Source organism: Affinirhizobium capsici, from assembly GCF_977018625.1.
On record NZ_CDRNXD010000002.1, the window covers coordinates 55,820 to 71,011 of the forward strand.

Below are 15,192 nucleotides of genomic sequence, written 5' to 3' on the forward strand. Positions count from 1 at the left end.
AAATGGCGGCAGTTTCTGCCGCCATTTAGGTATTTAAAACGCACACCGAGGCTCATCCCTCGTTCTTCAGGGAGCAGAGGATACCAGCGAAAAATGCGCACCTTGCGGATCGACGGCATTAACGATGAAGCTGCCGCCGGGCACCTCTTGCGGACCGAATATGACTTGGCCGCCCTGAGCCTTGATCTTCTCGACCAGGTTGCCCACGGATGGCACGATGACGTAGTATCCCCAGTGCGGGACCGGCACCTGAGGCGGACGTGACATCATGCCGCCCACGGCCTGCCCCTGGTGCGCGAAGATCAGATACTTGCCCATATCCCCCATGTCGATGGCATGATCGAGCGTCCATCCGAAAATCTTGCTATAAAAGGCTAAGGCTTCCTCGCCGTCATTTGCCAGAAGTTCATGCCAGCCAAACGTTCCGACCGATCCCACCGGTGCCATTGGTGACACTTCATCCCGAGGCGTCGGTGTCATAAGGCAAATGACGGCTCCGTGCGGGTCAGCAACAACTGTGAAACGTCCAACATCTGGGATATCGCTCGGGTGCTTGAGCACGGATCCGCCCTCGCGTTCGAAACGCTCGGCTATTTCATCGACATTGTCTACCGCCACATAGCCGGTCCAATTTGGGGGGACATTGCCAGCCATCTCTGCTGGAATTTTCATGTAGCCAGCAACGCCGCAATCATACTCGCCTGCTCGCGTATCGAATATTCCGTATTCCGCGCCGTATTCCCCGGGCATGGGCATCCGCTTCGTCTTCCAACCGATGATGCTCGTATAAAAGTTCTCAGCACCTTGCATGTTGGTGGTCATCAATTCGCACCAAATAAACTTGCCGTGGATGTCTGACATTACATTCTCCTCCCGATGAGATCTGCCTAAGCCCGTAATGTGCAATCTTGACATTTAGGTTGATATCAACATATATACCCTATGTCAAACGAAGCGCTGATTCCTTTTGCTACAACCATCCATGTTAGAGATCATTGCCTTTGCCTGCACGCCCAACGGGCCGCACGCGCACTCGGTCGGCGGTTTGACCAGGCTTTGAAGCCCGTAGGGCTCACAAACGGACAGTTCTCACTCTTGATGTCCCTGAACCGACCCGAGCCCGCCCCAATGGGTTCCGTCTGCGCTGTACTGGCTATGGATCGAACAACCTTGACCGCCGCTCTTAAGCCGCTTGAAAGGAGAGGTCTGGTGAGGATCATGACAAACCCTAAAGATGCACGCAGCCGTTTGCTTGCCCTCACCCGCGAAGGTCAGCAGCTTCTAGCTGACGCACTGCCCGTTTGGGTTAAAACACACGGGGAGTTAGACGAGCTACTTGGCAGCGGTGGCTCGGATGCTTTGCGTCGGGGTCTTTCTCAGATCACTTAAGCGTAAGATCTGGCAAGCGCTCGGCCACACGCGGATCGCCTCGAAAATCGCTGAGGTCAAAACCAATGCGAGCTCTTGGAAATTCACAGAGCGCCTGAACATGCCCTTCCGTGAGTAAAATACGCCAGGTTTGCCGAGCTACAGGCTCTCGTTCAGCAAAGGCATTGGCTGATAGCAGAGCTATGTTCAGCCGGCGTTGCGGGTCGCGAATAGATTGGTAAAGGATTGCTTCAATACCGGCAGCGCGCGCGTTGTCGGCCAACGCCTGGCAGGCAGCGTAATCGGTTGGGTGGGTCCAGAGCACATCATCTTCGACCAGCGGCGGTGACGACAGATTTATCGACCGCTCCGTTACCATCCGAGCGGCAAATGCCGTGTACTCACATGGGTTGGAGGGCAAGGGCGTGGCAGGAGATTCCGCAAAGAACAGCAGGCGATAAAATGCCATTTCCGCAACAGCGGTTGCTATGGTTTTTGCAGCATAGAAAACACCAAGCGTTTTTCCTGCGCGGCGGAAGCGAGAACCGTGTGGATAGACAGCGCCATAGCGAAACGGCGTGGAGAGGAGATAATCCAGACCCTGAGCTTCAGGCGGCAAAAGCGGCTTCGTATTCTCAAGAAGGCTTTCAAGCAGAACCTGCTCATCTACTGTATCGACCAGCTTCATGGTCGACACTTGGTGCTGGGCTTCCACCAAGCGCCAGAAATCGCTGTTTAGGCGCTGCGCCTCAGATAAGAGCGCGGCGGGCGTCCAGGTAGCCAAGGACATCGGTCAAACCTGTAATGGTCATGATCTTCTGCTGTGGCGAGCCGCCCAGCGCCAAGTTTTGGTTTCGAAGCCATGCGCGAGCCACCGCCTCATCTCCGCCTGTGATGGCATCCAGAGAGCGAAACAGCCGAATGAAAAGAAGGGCCAATTCAAAAGATTTTTCTTTTTGCGACAGAACAATTTCACCTCGTTTCAGGCGCGATACCGAGGCCTCAGAAAGCCCAAGGATATTACCCAGGTGGCGTCCGCTGATTTCAAGACGCTCCGCTGCACTGAGCAGAGCCTTGCAAACGACACTGCTGGCATTAATCGACAGGGCGGTTTCATGAGAAATATTCATGGCACATCCTTTCACAGGAAAGGTAATGCGCCCTAGCAATATTGGCAAGAGTGGAAACTTGGTCTTCTGCCTTGTGCTGGACCAATTTTCGACGCTATCCCCGTAATCGATATTGCTCATTCACCAGAAGGCTCGACATGCTTCGCAAACTTTATGCCTGGACCATGGCGCTAGCGGCAAAGAAAGCTGCTGCTTGGTGGCTTGCCGTCATTGCGTTTGTCGAGAGTTCGTTCTTTCTGGTGCCTGCAGATGTGCTTTTCGTACCCATGGTTCTAGCCAGGCCGCGGCGCGCATATCTCTATGCAGGAATTGCAACTGTCGCCTCCGTTCTGGGCGGCATCCTTGGCTGGATGATCGGTCACTACGCGTTTGAGGCCATCGCCAGGCCAGTTCTCGCCTTCTACGGCAAGCTGGACACCTTTCAGAACTTGGCTGGCTCGGTAAACTGGGAAACGATCCTGCTTCTTCTCGTGACGTCTGGCGCTGCACACCTGCCACCAATCAAGGTTGTGACAATCCTCTCCGGCGTTGCGAACTTTTCGCTGGGCTGGTTTATCCTTTCAGCCATTGTGGCCAGGGGTGCGCGCTTTTTCGCTCTCGCCTGGCTGTTGAACCGGTATGGCGAGGGAATGCGGCATTTCATTGAGAAGCGCTTGAGCCTTGTGACAGGCATGGCGGCTGTCACCCTGATCGCGCTTTATCTCGTCTATCACTTTTTGAAATAGGCAATGCAGCCTTTTTACCGTTTGAGGCTGCCAAGGATACCACGCACCAGCGCGCGGCCAATCTGATTGGCGACCTGACTTGCGACGGATCGTGCTGCACTCTTCATCGCTGCCTCTATTACCGTTTCGCGCTGATATCCGCTTCTTCCGCTCGCTGCCTTCTTTTTCAGTGCAGGCTCTTCTTCCCGATCGTCGCCGAAACCGGGCAAGGTCCAGCGGCCTGCGGCACTCCCGTCTTCGGTTTCTTCCTTAACCTCAACCTCGGCGCGCCTCGGAACCTCTTTTTTTCCAGCCTTCTCTGCCCGAGCCATCAGGATTTCAAAAGCAGATTCGCGGTCAATATCTTTGTCGTACTGACCCGCAACAGGGCTGCAATGAAGAACCTTCCCGCGTTCATCATCGGAAAGCGGTCCAATCCTTGCCGAGGGCGGGCGGATCAGGGTCCGCTCTACCATGGAAGGCGCACCCTTGCCCTCAAGGGTGGAGACCAGTGCCTCACCGGTACCAAGCTGGGTTATCGCATCCTCGGTCTTGAAGTCTGGATTGGCCCGGAAGGTCTCGGCTGCGGTCTTCACAGCCTTCTGTTCTCGCGGAGTATAGGCCCGAAGCGCGTGTTGCACCCGATTGCCCAATTGAGCCAACACAGTTTCCGGGACATCCAACGGGTTTTGCGTGATGAAGTAGACGCCGACACCCTTGGAACGGATCAGGCGAACCACTTGCTCCACGCGTTCAAGCAATACCTTGGGCGCTTCCGAAAAGAGAAGATGCGCTTCGTCGAAGAAGAATACCAAGCGCGGCTTTTCAGGATCCCCAACTTCCGGCAGTTCCTCAAAAAGCTCTGATAACAGCCAAAGGAGAAAGGTGGCGTAAAGTCTGGGGTTCATCATCAAGCGATCTGCGGCTAGAACGGAGATCACGCCCCGCCCATCTGGCGCAGTGCGCATGATATCTGTGATCTTTAGAGCAGGCTCTCCAAAGAAATGCTCCGCCCCCTGCTGCTCCAGCACAAGAAGACCGCGCTGGAGCGAGCCAACGGACGCTTTCGAAACGAAACCATAACGTTGGGAGATATCGCTGGCATGTTCTCCCATGTAGTTGAGCAGCGCCTGCAAATCCTTAAGGTCCAGAAGTGGCAAACCGCCTTCGTCCGCAATTTTGAAAGCGATGTTCAGCACGCCTTCCTGCGCATCGCTGGCATCCATGAGGCGGGCAAGAAGAAGAGGCCCCATCTCTGCCACTGTGGAGCGAACGCGGTGCCCCTTCTCACCGTATAGATCCCAGAAAATCGTTGGGAAGGCCGCGTTGTCGTAGTCCGCAAATTGGATCTGTTCGGCGCGCTTGAGGAGGAAATCCTTCGGCTCCCCGATTGCTGCAATCCCCGATAGGTCGCCCTTGATATCCGAACAAAACACAGGAACGCCTGCGGCGGAAAATCCTTCCGCCATGACCTGCAAGGTAACGGTTTTGCCAGTCCCTGTTGCGCCTGTCACCAAGCCATGCCGGTTGCCGAATTTCAGCGTAAGGTACTCGGCCTTCTTCAGCGTATCATCCACATGGCGGCTGCCGCCGAGATAAAGTTTTCCAGCCTCATCCATGCAACTGCCTCCTGCCTCGAAACGTTCAATGCTTTTAAAGGTATAGGGTGCGTTGAGGTGAACGGCAACGCCCAGGCGTACCGAGGATGACAAGGATGGCATATGTAATGACGGCAAAGGATAAAGCGCACGGTCGAGATGCGGAGCATCCCGGCCAAATCCCGATGAAGGGCATGAAGGATGTGCTCTACCGCGTCTACCTGTCGCTTACAACGGACCGCGTCATGCTGGTTGCCGCTGGCGTGACCTTCTATCTGCTTCTGGCGATATTCCCGGCAATGGCGGCCTTGGTATCGGTCTACGGGTTTGTCGCCGATCCATTGACCATTGCCTCACGAATTACGTTCCTTGCTCAGGTCATGCCCTCTGATGGGCTCAACATATTTCTTGATCAATTGACAGCACTTGCAACCGAACAAAAGAGCGCATTGAGTTTCGGATTGGTCTTCGGTCTCCTCGTTGCGCTTTGGAGCGCGAATAATGGTGTCAAAGCCATGTTCGAAGCTATGAATATAGCTTATGGCGAGTCCGAGAAGCGTAGTTTCATCCGTTTGAATCTAGTCTCTCTCACGTTTACTTTTGGAGCATTGATTGCAGCCATCATTCTGATAATTGCGCTTGGCGTCATTCCAGCCATGATTGCGTTCTTGAATTTGGATGAAACCGCTGAAGCTCTTTTGAGCCTTTTGCGTTGGCCCTTGCTGCTCGTACTTTCGACGCTGGGTATCTGCCTCCTCTACCGCTATGGGCCTAGCCGTGAAGCAGCAAAGATGCGTTGGTTAAGCTGGGGAGCGGCGCTGGCAGCGCTTGTGTGGCTGCTGGGCTCATTCGGGGTGACGTTCTATCTCTCGCATATCGCCAATTACAACGCGACCTACGGCACTTTGGGAGCATTGATCGGCTTTCTCTTCTGGACCTGGATTTCCGCAATCATCGTCATCATGGGTGCGGAACTGAATGCGGAACTCGAGCATCAGACAGCGCTGGATTCAACGACCGGCGAACCAAAGCCGATGGGTTCGCGAGGGGCTGTCATGGCAGACAGCCTGGGCGAAACCATATCGTGAATAGAGCGGCAGTATGCCCATTGCCACCCTTGCGCAGACAAGCGGTTTTCTTTACTTTGACGTTAACGTCAAAAAAGTGAGGAGAGGCTCATGAACGAACTGGTAACGCGCGTTGCGGACAACGTAGGCATTGCACCGAATGTGGCTGAAAAGGCCGTTGGCATGATGCTAGGTTTTCTGCAGCGCGAAGCAGATGATGCAGCAGTTGCACGCATGATCCAGGCTATTCCCGGCGCTGTTGAATTGGTTGCCCAGTTCAACGGCGAGGGTAAGAGTGGCGGCCTCTTGAGCGGCCTGATTTCCAGCATGGGTGGCGGCGTCATGGCGCTCGGCCAGCAGCTTATGAGCCTAGGTCTCGGTATGGGAGAAATCACTGCACTTGCGCGCGAGACGATTGCCGTTGCACGCGAGCATGCGGGTTCCGAAACCGTTGATGAAGTGGTGAATTCCGTTCCCGGTCTCAGTCAGTTCGTGTAATTCGATACCATATCTTTCAGCATCGTGGCCGTTCGTGAGAGCGGCCATTTGCATATTTGGAATATGTGCAGCAGTCACAACTGACTATTAACCAGAATTTGAAATTATAAAATTCTATCTAATTTTCCGCCCCACTTAGCCATTATGTGTGGTGCAGCTTTTCAAGGGGACTGGGGATGATCGATCAGGTGCGGTGTGTACGTGCGTTGTTGATGGCAACGTTGTTTGGTTTCTGCGCCTTCATTTTCGCCCTGCCCGCCCAAGCTGGCTATGCACATTTCATCATGGACGCAAATTCAGGCAAGGTTCTGGATGAGCAGAATGCGGATGTTCTGAACCACCCTGCATCACTCACCAAGATGATGACGCTCTACATGGTTTTTGAAGCCCTGCATGACGGCCGTCTGCGCTGGGATCAGAAAATCACAATGTCTGTTAATGGTGCGCGCACGACACCCACGAAACTGGGAATCCGCGCCGGGGAAACCTATACGGTTCGTGAAGCCGTCTATGGGATGATCGTTAAATCCGCCAATGATGTTGCGGAAGGCATGGGTGACCATCTTTATGGATCTGAGGATCGATTTGCCGCAGCAATGACCCGCAAAGCGCGCCAATTGGGCATGAGCCGCACGGTGTTTCGTAACGGTTCCGGCTTGCCTGACATGCAGCAGGTTACGACGGCGCGAGATATGGCACGCCTTGGCTTGGCTCTCATGCGCGATTTCCCCCAAGAATATAAGCTGTTTTCGACGCCCGCCTTCAGCTTCCGTGGCAAAACAATTCGCGGTCACAACAACCTCATGTACCGCTATCGGGGCATGGACGGCATTAAAACCGGTTACACGAATGCTTCCGGTTTCAATCTCGTCAGCGCAGTCAACGACAATGGCCGCCGGGTAATTGGAGTTGTCCTGGGCGGCAAATCTGCCAGGAGCCGCGATTCACAGATGGCAGCTCTTCTTGATAAGGCAATGCCACGTGCCGCACAGCGCGGCGGCACCCTGGTCGCATCGGTTTCTACGCCGCCCATCCAGCCGCAGGTGGAAGCCAAGGTGCGTCTGCCCCGCACCTCCGTTCCAGTGCCAGTCGCTGTGCAGACTGCTGAACCTGAATCTATTATCGAACCTTCAACAGAAGTGGCTGTTGCCGCGCCCGCCGCACCCGTGGTTTCCGAGCGCTATAAGAAGACAGGTCACTCCCTCGCTCCCGCAGAGCCTAGCAGCCCGGCCCTCGGCTTTGCCGAACCCGTGGTCACAGGCAACATTCCATTCCGTCAAGCCAGTGCACCCGGCTGGCGCATTCAGTTGGCCGCATCGGGCAGCGAAAATGATGCAATTATGCTTCTCGGTCGTGCCATGCCAAAACTGGATGGCAAATTCCAGAACGTCACTCCGTATACGGAAACTGTTCACAGCGGCGCATCCGTCCTTCACCGTGCCCGTTTCTCTGGCTTCAGCAATCAGGCAGCGGCGCAATCCGCCTGCAAGGTGCTAGCCTCCGCCAAGTTCGCCTGCCAGGTGGTTCCAGCAGGAGGTTGAGTCCGCTTTCCCTCGACGAAATCCGCTGACCCAGTTTGCTGCACGCTCTCGCATTTCGCTTAAAGTTCAGAGATAAAAAATGTATGAGGAATCCGACGCGCGCAAAATGAAACATATAATGCGCCGCGTTCTAATTTTCTTCATATTAGGACCAATCAGTGGGCGCCGAGTAAATATCATGCTCAACTTTGAAGGCGCCAAACCTTCTTATTTACTTATGAAAAGCATGAGATTTTATAATGGATTTGCATTTTCAACGCAATAAATAGATGAGAAATTGTGCATCTGCTCTATTATGCGGCTTTCCACGCAAAATATTATCAAGATGTAAACATCTGATGCCTAGATTTCACGTCACCGGCCTTACGAGGATCGGGGCTGTAATTCCGCATGACAACTGGATATGTGAACCTTCGATGTTTGCATCTCGTCATCTGGAATATTGAGGGCCTCATAAGACTGGGTCCGTCAATTCTCTGTGCCTGAGGTGCATATGACTATCCGACTCAAACTTCTTGCATGCCTATCCCTGCTTGCGACATCGATCCTCGTCATCTCTGCTTTCTCATTCTTTGCGCTGAACGCACAATCGCGTCTTACCAATTCCATTGTAGTCGACCGCGTTATTCCGATGGAGCAACTGAAGATAATCGCTGATCGTTATGCGGTGAACATCGTCGACACCGCCCACAAGGTTCGTGCGGGCACACTGACAACTGAACAAGGCATATCCAATATCCAGCTGGCTCTTCGCGACGTTGATGAGCACTGGAAAGCATACCTCGCGACCGAACTGACGCCCGAGGAAAAACAAATTGCAGATCATGTTCGCAATGTTCAGGAAGCAGCCAATTCTGCCGTGCAGGAATTGCTGCGTATCCTCAATGCAAAGGATGCTCCTGCCCTTGCCGAATTCGTCAGTATCAAACTTTATCCCGCTGTTGATCCCATCGGTAGCGATATCGGGCAGTTGATTGACCTGCAGATCCGCGTTGCGAAGGAAGGTTTGGCCGAAGGCAATGCCATTAAAGACACGATCATCTTGGTCATGATTGCTTTGTCCGCCATTGCCACGATTGTGACCGGCTTCTCGGTCTGGACTGTTATTGCTGGCGTCATCAGGCCCGTTAACTCAGTGACATCTGCAATGGATGCACTCGCCAAAGGCAATGTTGACGTGTCCATTTATGGCGAAGGCAGACGTGATGAAATCGGTGCGATGGCATCAACAGTCGCGGTGTTTCGTGATAACGCCCGCGAACGTATTCGGCTCGAAGCAGAGGTTTCGGCTAGCCGGACGCTTTCCGAGCGAGAACGTATGGAACGCGAGCGTTTACAAGCAGAGGAAGCTGCCGAAGTGCGCCTGGCCGTTGAAAGCCTTGGGCACGCGCTGGTGCAACTGTCGAATGGCAAGTTGAATTACCGGATTTCTCAAGCCTTTGCCACGCGTCTCGATCAAGTGCGTGTGGACTACAATGAGGCGGTGGCTAAGCTCGAAGAAGTCATCTTGCGGGTGGGTCAAAATGCGCAGGGTATAGCCGCAGGCTCCAACCAGATACGCGTCGCAGCCAACGATCTTTCTAGGAGAACAGAACAGCAGGCAGCCTCTGTGGAAGAAACCGCAGCAGCCCTGGAGCAGATCACCACCACTGTTACCGACTCCAGCCGACGGGCTGATGAAGCGGGCCGTCTGGTTGCTGAAACGCGCGCATCTGCAGAGTATTCCGGCGAGATCGTCAGCCGCGCCGTCGATGCCATGCGTGCCATTGAATCTTCATCTTCAGAAATCTCCAGCATCATTGGCGTGATTGACGAAATCGCGTTTCAAACCAATCTTCTGGCCTTAAACGCAGGCGTGGAAGCCGCCCGCGCAGGCGAAGCCGGTAAAGGCTTTGCAGTGGTTGCCCAAGAAGTGCGCGAATTGGCGCAACGCTCCGCCAAGGCCGCGAAAGAGATCAAAACGTTGATCGGCAAGTCTGGTGAACAGGTGAAACAAGGCGTCAGTCTGGTTACGGAAACCGGCAAGGCCCTTCAGCACATTGTCTCTCAAGTCCAGTCTGTCAGCAGCAATGTGAGTGCTATTGTCGAAGGTGCGCGTGAGCAGGCAACGGGCCTGAAAGAAATCAATAGTGCAGTGAATACCATGGATCAGGGCACGCAGCAGAATGCAGCCATGGTGGAAGAATCGACTGCGGCAAGTCATTCTCTTGCACGGGAAGCGGAAGCTTTGTTTCACCTTATTCAGCGCTTCGAAGTCAGTTCCAACAGCGGTGCGGCTGGCGCTGCAGTTTCGCAGCAGAGCTATTCCATATCTGCTGAGCGATACGCTGCCTGATGATGATGGCCGAACGGTAGCCACACCCTTGTCTGGGTCTGCTCTTGAGCAAATGGTCCCATCCTCCAGGAACCTCGGCCGACGGCCGAGGTTCGATCAATCGTGGAGGAACTGGAATGTTAAAAGGCAGCGATCCTTACGGTTCGACCGAGACGAGCACCGAATATGATGGCCAACACCAATACAGTCGGAAGGACAGACCCTCCGGCTCTCTGACGGCAGTGATCATTGCTGCCGCTTTTTTACTTATTGCAGTTGGGGGTTTTTTGTTTTGGCCCCAAGCCCCGGGTGGCGATGCATCACCTGGCGAAGCGGTCATTTTGCAAGAACCTGGCGCTGGTCCCAATAGCGAGAAGTAGGGACCGCAAAAAAGGCGCCCCGATGAGGCGCCTTTTAATCAGTTGATTAGGTGGGACTTACTGCCAGACGATGATGCGCGCCTTGTTCGGCACACGCTCGTAAAGATCGATGATATCCTGGTTCAGCATTCGCACGCAGCCCGAAGAGACAGCCTTGCCGATGGAATTCCACTCAGGATTTCCGTGCAGGCGGTACAGCGTATCCTGGCCGTTTCTGAAAATGTAAAGAGCCCGCGCACCGAGCGGGTTCATCGTGCCAGGCTCCATACCACCGGTCCCCGGCGCGTACTTTGCCAGTTCCGGCTGGCGGGCGACCATTTCTGTTGGCGGTGTCCAACGCGGCCACTTCTGGCGCCATTGGATCACACCTTCGCCAGACCATGCAAAGCCTTCGCGACCAATACCAACGCCGTAACGCATGGCAGTCTCACCACCCGGTTCGATGAGATAGAGGAAACGAGACTGCGTATCGACGATCACGGTTCCTGCCGGTTCACCGGTCGTGTTTGGCACGCGCTGGCGATAGAAGCGTGGAGGAATCTTCCAGTAGGGAACGGCGGGAATGACAAAGCCGCCATCAACCATCTGGCCATAGGTGGCATCCAGTTCGGGTGTGCGACCTGCAGGAAGTGACGGAGCGAATGCCGGCGATGTGGCGGCAATCGGCGTGAAACGTTGCGGGCCTGAGGAGGCGCAGCTTGCGAGAGTGGACACACTACCCACAGCCAGGAGGCTGAGCAGGCGGCGGCGGCTGAGGAGATCAGTTGTCATGAGGCCGATAATACTTCTTCACTTGAACGGCGGGAGGAGAGCCGAGCGGCACTCCTTGAGGAAAAACGCCAACCAACGGACGAAGGCGACTTTGGTTCCCCGAATGTGGCAACAAGGAGTATAGAGCGCCTTAATTTAGAGGATAGTGGCGCACACCACATCTCTTTGTGACCTGACTGTGATCAAGAGACCACACAATATGACTACAAGACAACAATTGGGCTGGAGGCTGGCACGCGATCATACAAATCGATCACGTCTTGGTTGAGCATGCGCACGCAGCCCGAGGATGTGCCCTTGCCCACAGATTGCCAATCAGGGGTGCCGTGAACACGGTAAAGCGTGTCCTTGCCGTCCTTGAAAATATAAAGTGCGCGCGCACCAAGGGGGTTGTTCAAGCCCGGCGTCGCGCCGCCTTCGGCTGCCGCGAATTGACGAAGCTCTGGCTGGCGCTGCACCATTTCGGAGGGCGGCGTCCAACGCGGCCACTTGGTCTTCCATTGGATAACGCCCCGTCCTGACCAGCCATAGCCATCCTTGCCGATGCCAACGCCGTAACGGATGGCCTTACCATTCGACTGAATAAGGTAGAGGAAACGCTGTTTGGTATCGACGACCAGGGTGCCCGGCGCCTCTGTGGTTTGGTAATCAACCTCTTGTCGCAGATAGCGCTGGTCGATGCGAGAATAGGGTATTGCTGGGAGCGTATGACCTTCATCACGAATGGAAGCGTAATAGGTGCGATTGACTGGGTTGGAAATCGGCAAGCCATAGGTTTGGTGGAACTGCGTCTGGTAGAGCTGCCGCTTTTGCGGAATTGGCTGAGCCTTCTGCGTCGGTTGCATCTGCGGCTCAGGCGGTGAAGACGGATTGTAGAAGACAGGAGCAGTCTGCTGCACAAACACATCCGGGTTCATCAAGCTGGTATCCTGCACGAAGAGGCAGCCAGACAGACTGCTGGACGTCATCAGGATGATGGCGAACTTGGCAAAGGGCAGCGAACGAACAGAGTGAAACAGCATGGAACAGCTTTCGGCAGGATGACGTCGAAGACGATCCTGCCAGCCGCAACTGGCGCGAAGCTGGACTGCCGATCGTTCAAGCTCCGTATTGCTTGAAGAACTTGATGCTTTCGGCGATAGCCCCCGGCACCACCCCATTATGGGTTCCCGGTAGCAGTCGATGATCGATTTTCACGCCTGCATCCCTTGCACGCTCCATGGTCAATTGATGCGCATGGTCGAAGGGCCGCTCCTCCGTTCCACGCAAGAGCAACGTTGGGCATTTGATGCTGCCGCCGAAGCAAACCGAGGAGCGCATGACGAACTCCTGCTCGTTCTTCGGGTCGAAGCGAATTTCCTTCTGGTAGCGGCCAAAATAACGCCAGGCATCAACGCCTGCGGAGATAGGCACTGCTGCCTTGAAACTTCTCACAGTCATGGAGGCAAGAATGGATAGCGTGCCGCCATTGCTGTGACCGGCAAGAAAGAGGCGATTCCTATCAATGCCGGGCAGCCCCTCGAGGTAGCGAGCAGCAGCAAGAGCGTCGGAGGTTTCATCATAGAAACCGGAATAGTTTCCTGCCTGCCCGTTCTCCCCCCGGAAGGATGGCAGCATCACCACAAAACCCGCATCGGCGTAGGCTTTCATCATTTGCCAGTGGCCCTCGCCAGTCGCATTCCCACCGTGCAGAAAAAGAACTGCAGGCTTCAGTGACGTCGAAGGCTGATACTCATTCACCCAGGCAATAAGCGGCAGCGATCCTTCCGGCCCGCCCGGATAAGTTACTCTTTGCGCGCCATCCGGCTTGCCCAAAGGCGGCGCAACCTCTGGCGCCGGTCCGTCAACGATCAACCTTGTTTTGAACCGTGCGCGTGCATCCGCATAATCCAGCTTTTCGAGCGGCGGCATTTCCGGCACCGAAAAAGGCAGTGGCTTGTCTGCCATGGGCGTTGGCTGTGCAGGCGAAACAGCAGCATTGGCCTCCGTCACATTCTGTTCCTCAGCTAAAAGCTTGCTGGGAACAGCCAAGCTCACTGCAATGGCGGAAAGAAGAAGGCGGCGGTTAATCTGCATTGAAGAGCCCTCGCACCAGATATGCATGACGTATCAGTTAAATCACGGTCCGCAAACAGGCTATGCCTGCTGTTCATAGCAACACTACGTGAGCAGCATCAGGACCGATCTACTCTAGCTCCAACTTTCGCTTCTACCATTGCAGTCAAAGTCTCGAGCCGATCGGCGTCGCGGGGAAGCTTGTCCGTACGCAGACGTGATATGCGAGGAAACCGCATGGCTACTCCAGACTTGTGCCGCGAGGAGCGATTGATCCCTTCGAAGGCCACCTCAAGAACAAAACCGAAATCTGGTTGTGCTCGCACAGACCGGACCGGGCCAAACCGCTCAACCGTGTTATCGCGCACAAACTTGTCCAGCACCTCAAGTTCCGCATCGGTGAAACCGAAATAGGCCTTGCCGACCGGCACCAGCTGCTCCGCACCGTCAATGTCAGTCCATACGCCGAAGGTAAAATCGGAGTAATAGCTGGATCGCTTGCCATGCCCCCTCTGGGCATACATCATCACGGCATCGATGTTAAATGGATCGCGCTTCCACTTGAACCACGGTCCTTTTAATCGTCCGGCCTGATAGACGCTATCTTTCCGCTTGATCATCACCCCCTCGATCACCGGATCAGGCGGATCGAGCCGTAGATGATCGAGTTGCAGCCAGCTTTCGAACGAGACTAAGGGGGAGAGATCGAAGCGATCATGCGGCGCTTGTTGGATCAGTTCAGCCAGCCGCACGCGACGCTGAACAAATGTTTCACTGCGCACATCGACATCGCTTTCAAAGAGAAGATCATAGGCCCTCACAAAGGCTGGGTAATCACTGATCATGCGGCTGTTGACCGCTTTGCGGTTCAGGCGTTGCTGGAGATCGGAGAAGGAGCGCGTCGCGCTATTGGAACGTGCGGTGCCGCCCACCAGAAGCTCGCCATCGACAACCCCTTCGAAGTTAATGGCATCGATCACATCCGGGAATGCGCCGGATATGTCATCGCCGGAGCGGGAGTAGAGCTTGCGGGTGCCGCCAAAGCTCGACATCTGGACGCGAATGCCATCCCATTTCCATTCGGCTGCATAATCGGCGGGATCGAGCTTATCCAGATCCCCATCATCCACCGGATTAGCCAGCATGACGGAATGGAAAATTGCAGGCGTTGCAAGCACAGGCTTGTCAGATCGCCCCTCAAGCCAAGAGAATAGCTCAACATAAGGTGGCTCAAGACCATGCCAGAGCGTCTCGATTTCCGTCACATCCTTACCGCTCATCTCTGCCAGCGCCTGCTTGGCGAGACGCGCCGAAACACCAATACGGAGAGACCCCGTCGCAAGTTTGAGGAATGCGAAACGGCTGGAGTGATCAAGATGATCAAGCAGATCGCGCACCGCCGCCCGCACTTCGGTACGACCGAGGCTGTTCATCCGTTGGATGACGGAACTGAGGCTTGGTTGATCCCCATCGGGCACGCGCTCCTTTTGCCCCCCATCCCAGATAAGGGAAATGGTTTCCGCCAGGTCCCCCACATAATCGTAGGAATACTGGAACAGCACCGGATCGAGCTTTTCCAGTGCAAGTTCCTTGAGGAGAGCGGGCTTGATCCCCTTCAAATCCAGTGTGCCAGCCAACGCTGCCAGACCATAGCCTCTGTCGGGATCAGGCGTTTCACGAAAGTAATCGCTCAACAAGGTGAGCTTGCCGTTGCGCGATGGAGTGAGAACCAGCCTGTCCAGTAAGGTCGCAAAGGGTTTCATCGT

14 protein-coding genes are annotated in these 15,192 nt (G+C 54.9%); 6 read left to right on the top strand and 8 right to left on the bottom strand.

Annotation, left to right across the window (positions count from 1 at the left end; genetic code table 11):
• Positions 1-66: 66 nt before the first annotated feature.
• Positions 67-861 (bottom strand): VOC family protein, encoded by a 795-nt coding sequence (locus tag AC0JZ1_RS00340; RefSeq protein ID WP_471880456.1) that lies wholly within the window; start codon positions 859-861, stop codon positions 67-69.
• An 81-nt stretch (positions 862-942) separates the two neighbouring features.
• Between AC0JZ1_RS00340 and AC0JZ1_RS00345 the strand changes: the two genes are divergently transcribed.
• Positions 943-1,389, top strand: a complete 447-nt coding sequence (locus tag AC0JZ1_RS00345; protein ID WP_471880457.1) for a MarR family winged helix-turn-helix transcriptional regulator — start codon at positions 943-945, stop codon at positions 1,387-1,389.
• On the opposite strand, the gene AC0JZ1_RS00350 is transcribed toward AC0JZ1_RS00345, so the two are convergent.
• Positions 1,382-2,158 (bottom strand): RES family NAD+ phosphorylase, encoded by a 777-nt coding sequence (locus AC0JZ1_RS00350; RefSeq protein WP_471880458.1) that lies wholly within the window; start codon positions 2,156-2,158, stop codon positions 1,382-1,384. The genes AC0JZ1_RS00345 and AC0JZ1_RS00350 overlap by 8 nt on opposite strands.
• Positions 2,118-2,498: an antitoxin Xre/MbcA/ParS toxin-binding domain-containing protein gene (locus AC0JZ1_RS00355; RefSeq protein WP_471880459.1), complete on the bottom strand. Its 381-nt coding sequence runs from the start codon at positions 2,496-2,498 to the stop codon at positions 2,118-2,120. The genes AC0JZ1_RS00350 and AC0JZ1_RS00355 overlap by 41 nt, the downstream gene beginning before the upstream one ends.
• Positions 2,499-2,635: 137 nt before the next feature.
• Here AC0JZ1_RS00355 and AC0JZ1_RS00360 point away from each other — a divergent pair, with 137 nt between their 5' ends.
• Positions 2,636-3,223, top strand: a complete 588-nt coding sequence (locus tag AC0JZ1_RS00360; RefSeq protein ID WP_471880460.1) for a YqaA family protein — start codon at positions 2,636-2,638, stop codon at positions 3,221-3,223.
• Between the two features lie 14 nt (positions 3,224-3,237).
• On the opposite strand, the gene AC0JZ1_RS00365 is transcribed toward AC0JZ1_RS00360, so the two are convergent.
• Complete coding sequence (locus tag AC0JZ1_RS00365) at positions 3,238-4,821, bottom strand: helicase HerA-like C-terminal domain-containing protein (protein ID WP_471880461.1); 1,584 nt, start codon at positions 4,819-4,821, stop codon at positions 3,238-3,240.
• A 95-nt stretch (positions 4,822-4,916) separates the two neighbouring features.
• On the opposite strand from AC0JZ1_RS00365, the gene AC0JZ1_RS00370 reads away from it, so the two are divergent.
• From AC0JZ1_RS00370 to AC0JZ1_RS00385, 4 genes are all read left to right on the top strand, one after another.
• Positions 4,917-5,888, top strand: coding sequence for a YihY/virulence factor BrkB family protein (locus AC0JZ1_RS00370; protein WP_471880462.1), 972 nt, complete (start codon positions 4,917-4,919; stop codon positions 5,886-5,888).
• 90 nt (positions 5,889-5,978) lie between these two features.
• Entirely contained in the window at positions 5,979-6,365 is a 387-nt protein-coding gene (locus tag AC0JZ1_RS00375) for a hypothetical protein (protein WP_471880463.1), read from the top strand.
• A gap of 212 nt (positions 6,366-6,577) precedes the next feature.
• The gene (locus AC0JZ1_RS00380) at positions 6,578-7,906 is read left to right on the top strand and encodes a serine hydrolase (protein ID WP_471880888.1); all 1,329 of its coding nucleotides are present in this window, start codon (positions 6,578-6,580) and stop codon (positions 7,904-7,906) included.
• A gap of 493 nt (positions 7,907-8,399) precedes the next feature.
• Entirely contained in the window at positions 8,400-10,241 is a 1,842-nt protein-coding gene (locus AC0JZ1_RS00385) for a methyl-accepting chemotaxis protein (RefSeq protein WP_471880464.1), read from the top strand.
• A gap of 416 nt (positions 10,242-10,657) precedes the next feature.
• Here the strand turns inward: AC0JZ1_RS00385 and AC0JZ1_RS00390 are convergent, their stop codons facing one another.
• The 4 genes from AC0JZ1_RS00390 to AC0JZ1_RS00405 all read right to left on the bottom strand — a co-directional run bounded on the left by AC0JZ1_RS00390 (position 10,658) and on the right by AC0JZ1_RS00405 (position 15,189).
• Positions 10,658-11,371 carry a L,D-transpeptidase gene (locus tag AC0JZ1_RS00390; protein WP_471880465.1) on the bottom strand — a complete coding sequence of 238 codons (714 nt, stop codon included), beginning with the start codon at positions 11,369-11,371 and terminating at the stop codon, positions 10,658-10,660.
• 203 nt (positions 11,372-11,574) lie between these two features.
• Entirely contained in the window at positions 11,575-12,339 is a 765-nt protein-coding gene (locus tag AC0JZ1_RS00395; RefSeq protein WP_471880889.1) for a L,D-transpeptidase, read from the bottom strand.
• A 130-nt stretch (positions 12,340-12,469) separates the two neighbouring features.
• Positions 12,470-13,318, bottom strand: a complete 849-nt coding sequence (locus AC0JZ1_RS00400) for an alpha/beta hydrolase family protein (protein ID WP_471880890.1) — start codon at positions 13,316-13,318, stop codon at positions 12,470-12,472.
• 227 nt (positions 13,319-13,545) lie between these two features.
• Complete coding sequence (locus tag AC0JZ1_RS00405) at positions 13,546-15,189, bottom strand: cisplatin damage response ATP-dependent DNA ligase (RefSeq protein ID WP_471880466.1); 1,644 nt, start codon at positions 15,187-15,189, stop codon at positions 13,546-13,548.
• Between the last annotated feature and the right edge of the window lie 3 nt (positions 15,190-15,192).

Bases quoted from the DNA above. Each gene is read 5' to 3' on its own strand.
- AC0JZ1_RS00390 (WP_471880465.1), bottom strand. From the start codon at position 11,371: ATGACAACTGATCTCCTCAGCCGCCGCCGCCTGCTCAGCCTCCTGGCT.
- AC0JZ1_RS00400 (WP_471880890.1), bottom strand. From the start codon at position 13,318: ATGGCAGACAAGCCACTGCCTTTTTCGGTGCCGGAAATGCCGCCGCTC.
- AC0JZ1_RS00340 (WP_471880456.1), bottom strand. From the start codon at position 861: ATGTCAGACATCCACGGCAAGTTTATTTGGTGCGAATTGATGACCACC.
- AC0JZ1_RS00380 (WP_471880888.1), top strand. From the start codon at position 6,578: ATGGCAACGTTGTTTGGTTTCTGCGCCTTCATTTTCGCCCTGCCCGCC.
- AC0JZ1_RS00355 (WP_471880459.1), bottom strand. From the start codon at position 2,498: ATGAATATTTCTCATGAAACCGCCCTGTCGATTAATGCCAGCAGTGTC.
- AC0JZ1_RS00350 (WP_471880458.1), bottom strand. From the start codon at position 2,158: ATGTCCTTGGCTACCTGGACGCCCGCCGCGCTCTTATCTGAGGCGCAG.
- AC0JZ1_RS00405 (WP_471880466.1), bottom strand. From the start codon at position 15,189: ATGAAACCCTTTGCGACCTTACTGGACAGGCTGGTTCTCACTCCATCG.
- AC0JZ1_RS00345 (WP_471880457.1), top strand. From the start codon at position 943: ATGTCAAACGAAGCGCTGATTCCTTTTGCTACAACCATCCATGTTAGA.
- AC0JZ1_RS00375 (WP_471880463.1), top strand. From the start codon at position 5,979: ATGAACGAACTGGTAACGCGCGTTGCGGACAACGTAGGCATTGCACCG.
- AC0JZ1_RS00365 (WP_471880461.1), bottom strand. From the start codon at position 4,821: ATGGATGAGGCTGGAAAACTTTATCTCGGCGGCAGCCGCCATGTGGAT.
- AC0JZ1_RS00395 (WP_471880889.1), bottom strand. From the start codon at position 12,339: ATGACGTCCAGCAGTCTGTCTGGCTGCCTCTTCGTGCAGGATACCAGC.
- AC0JZ1_RS00385 (WP_471880464.1), top strand. From the start codon at position 8,400: ATGACTATCCGACTCAAACTTCTTGCATGCCTATCCCTGCTTGCGACA.
- AC0JZ1_RS00360 (WP_471880460.1), top strand. From the start codon at position 2,636: ATGCTTCGCAAACTTTATGCCTGGACCATGGCGCTAGCGGCAAAGAAA.
- AC0JZ1_RS00370 (WP_471880462.1), top strand. From the start codon at position 4,917: ATGGCATATGTAATGACGGCAAAGGATAAAGCGCACGGTCGAGATGCG.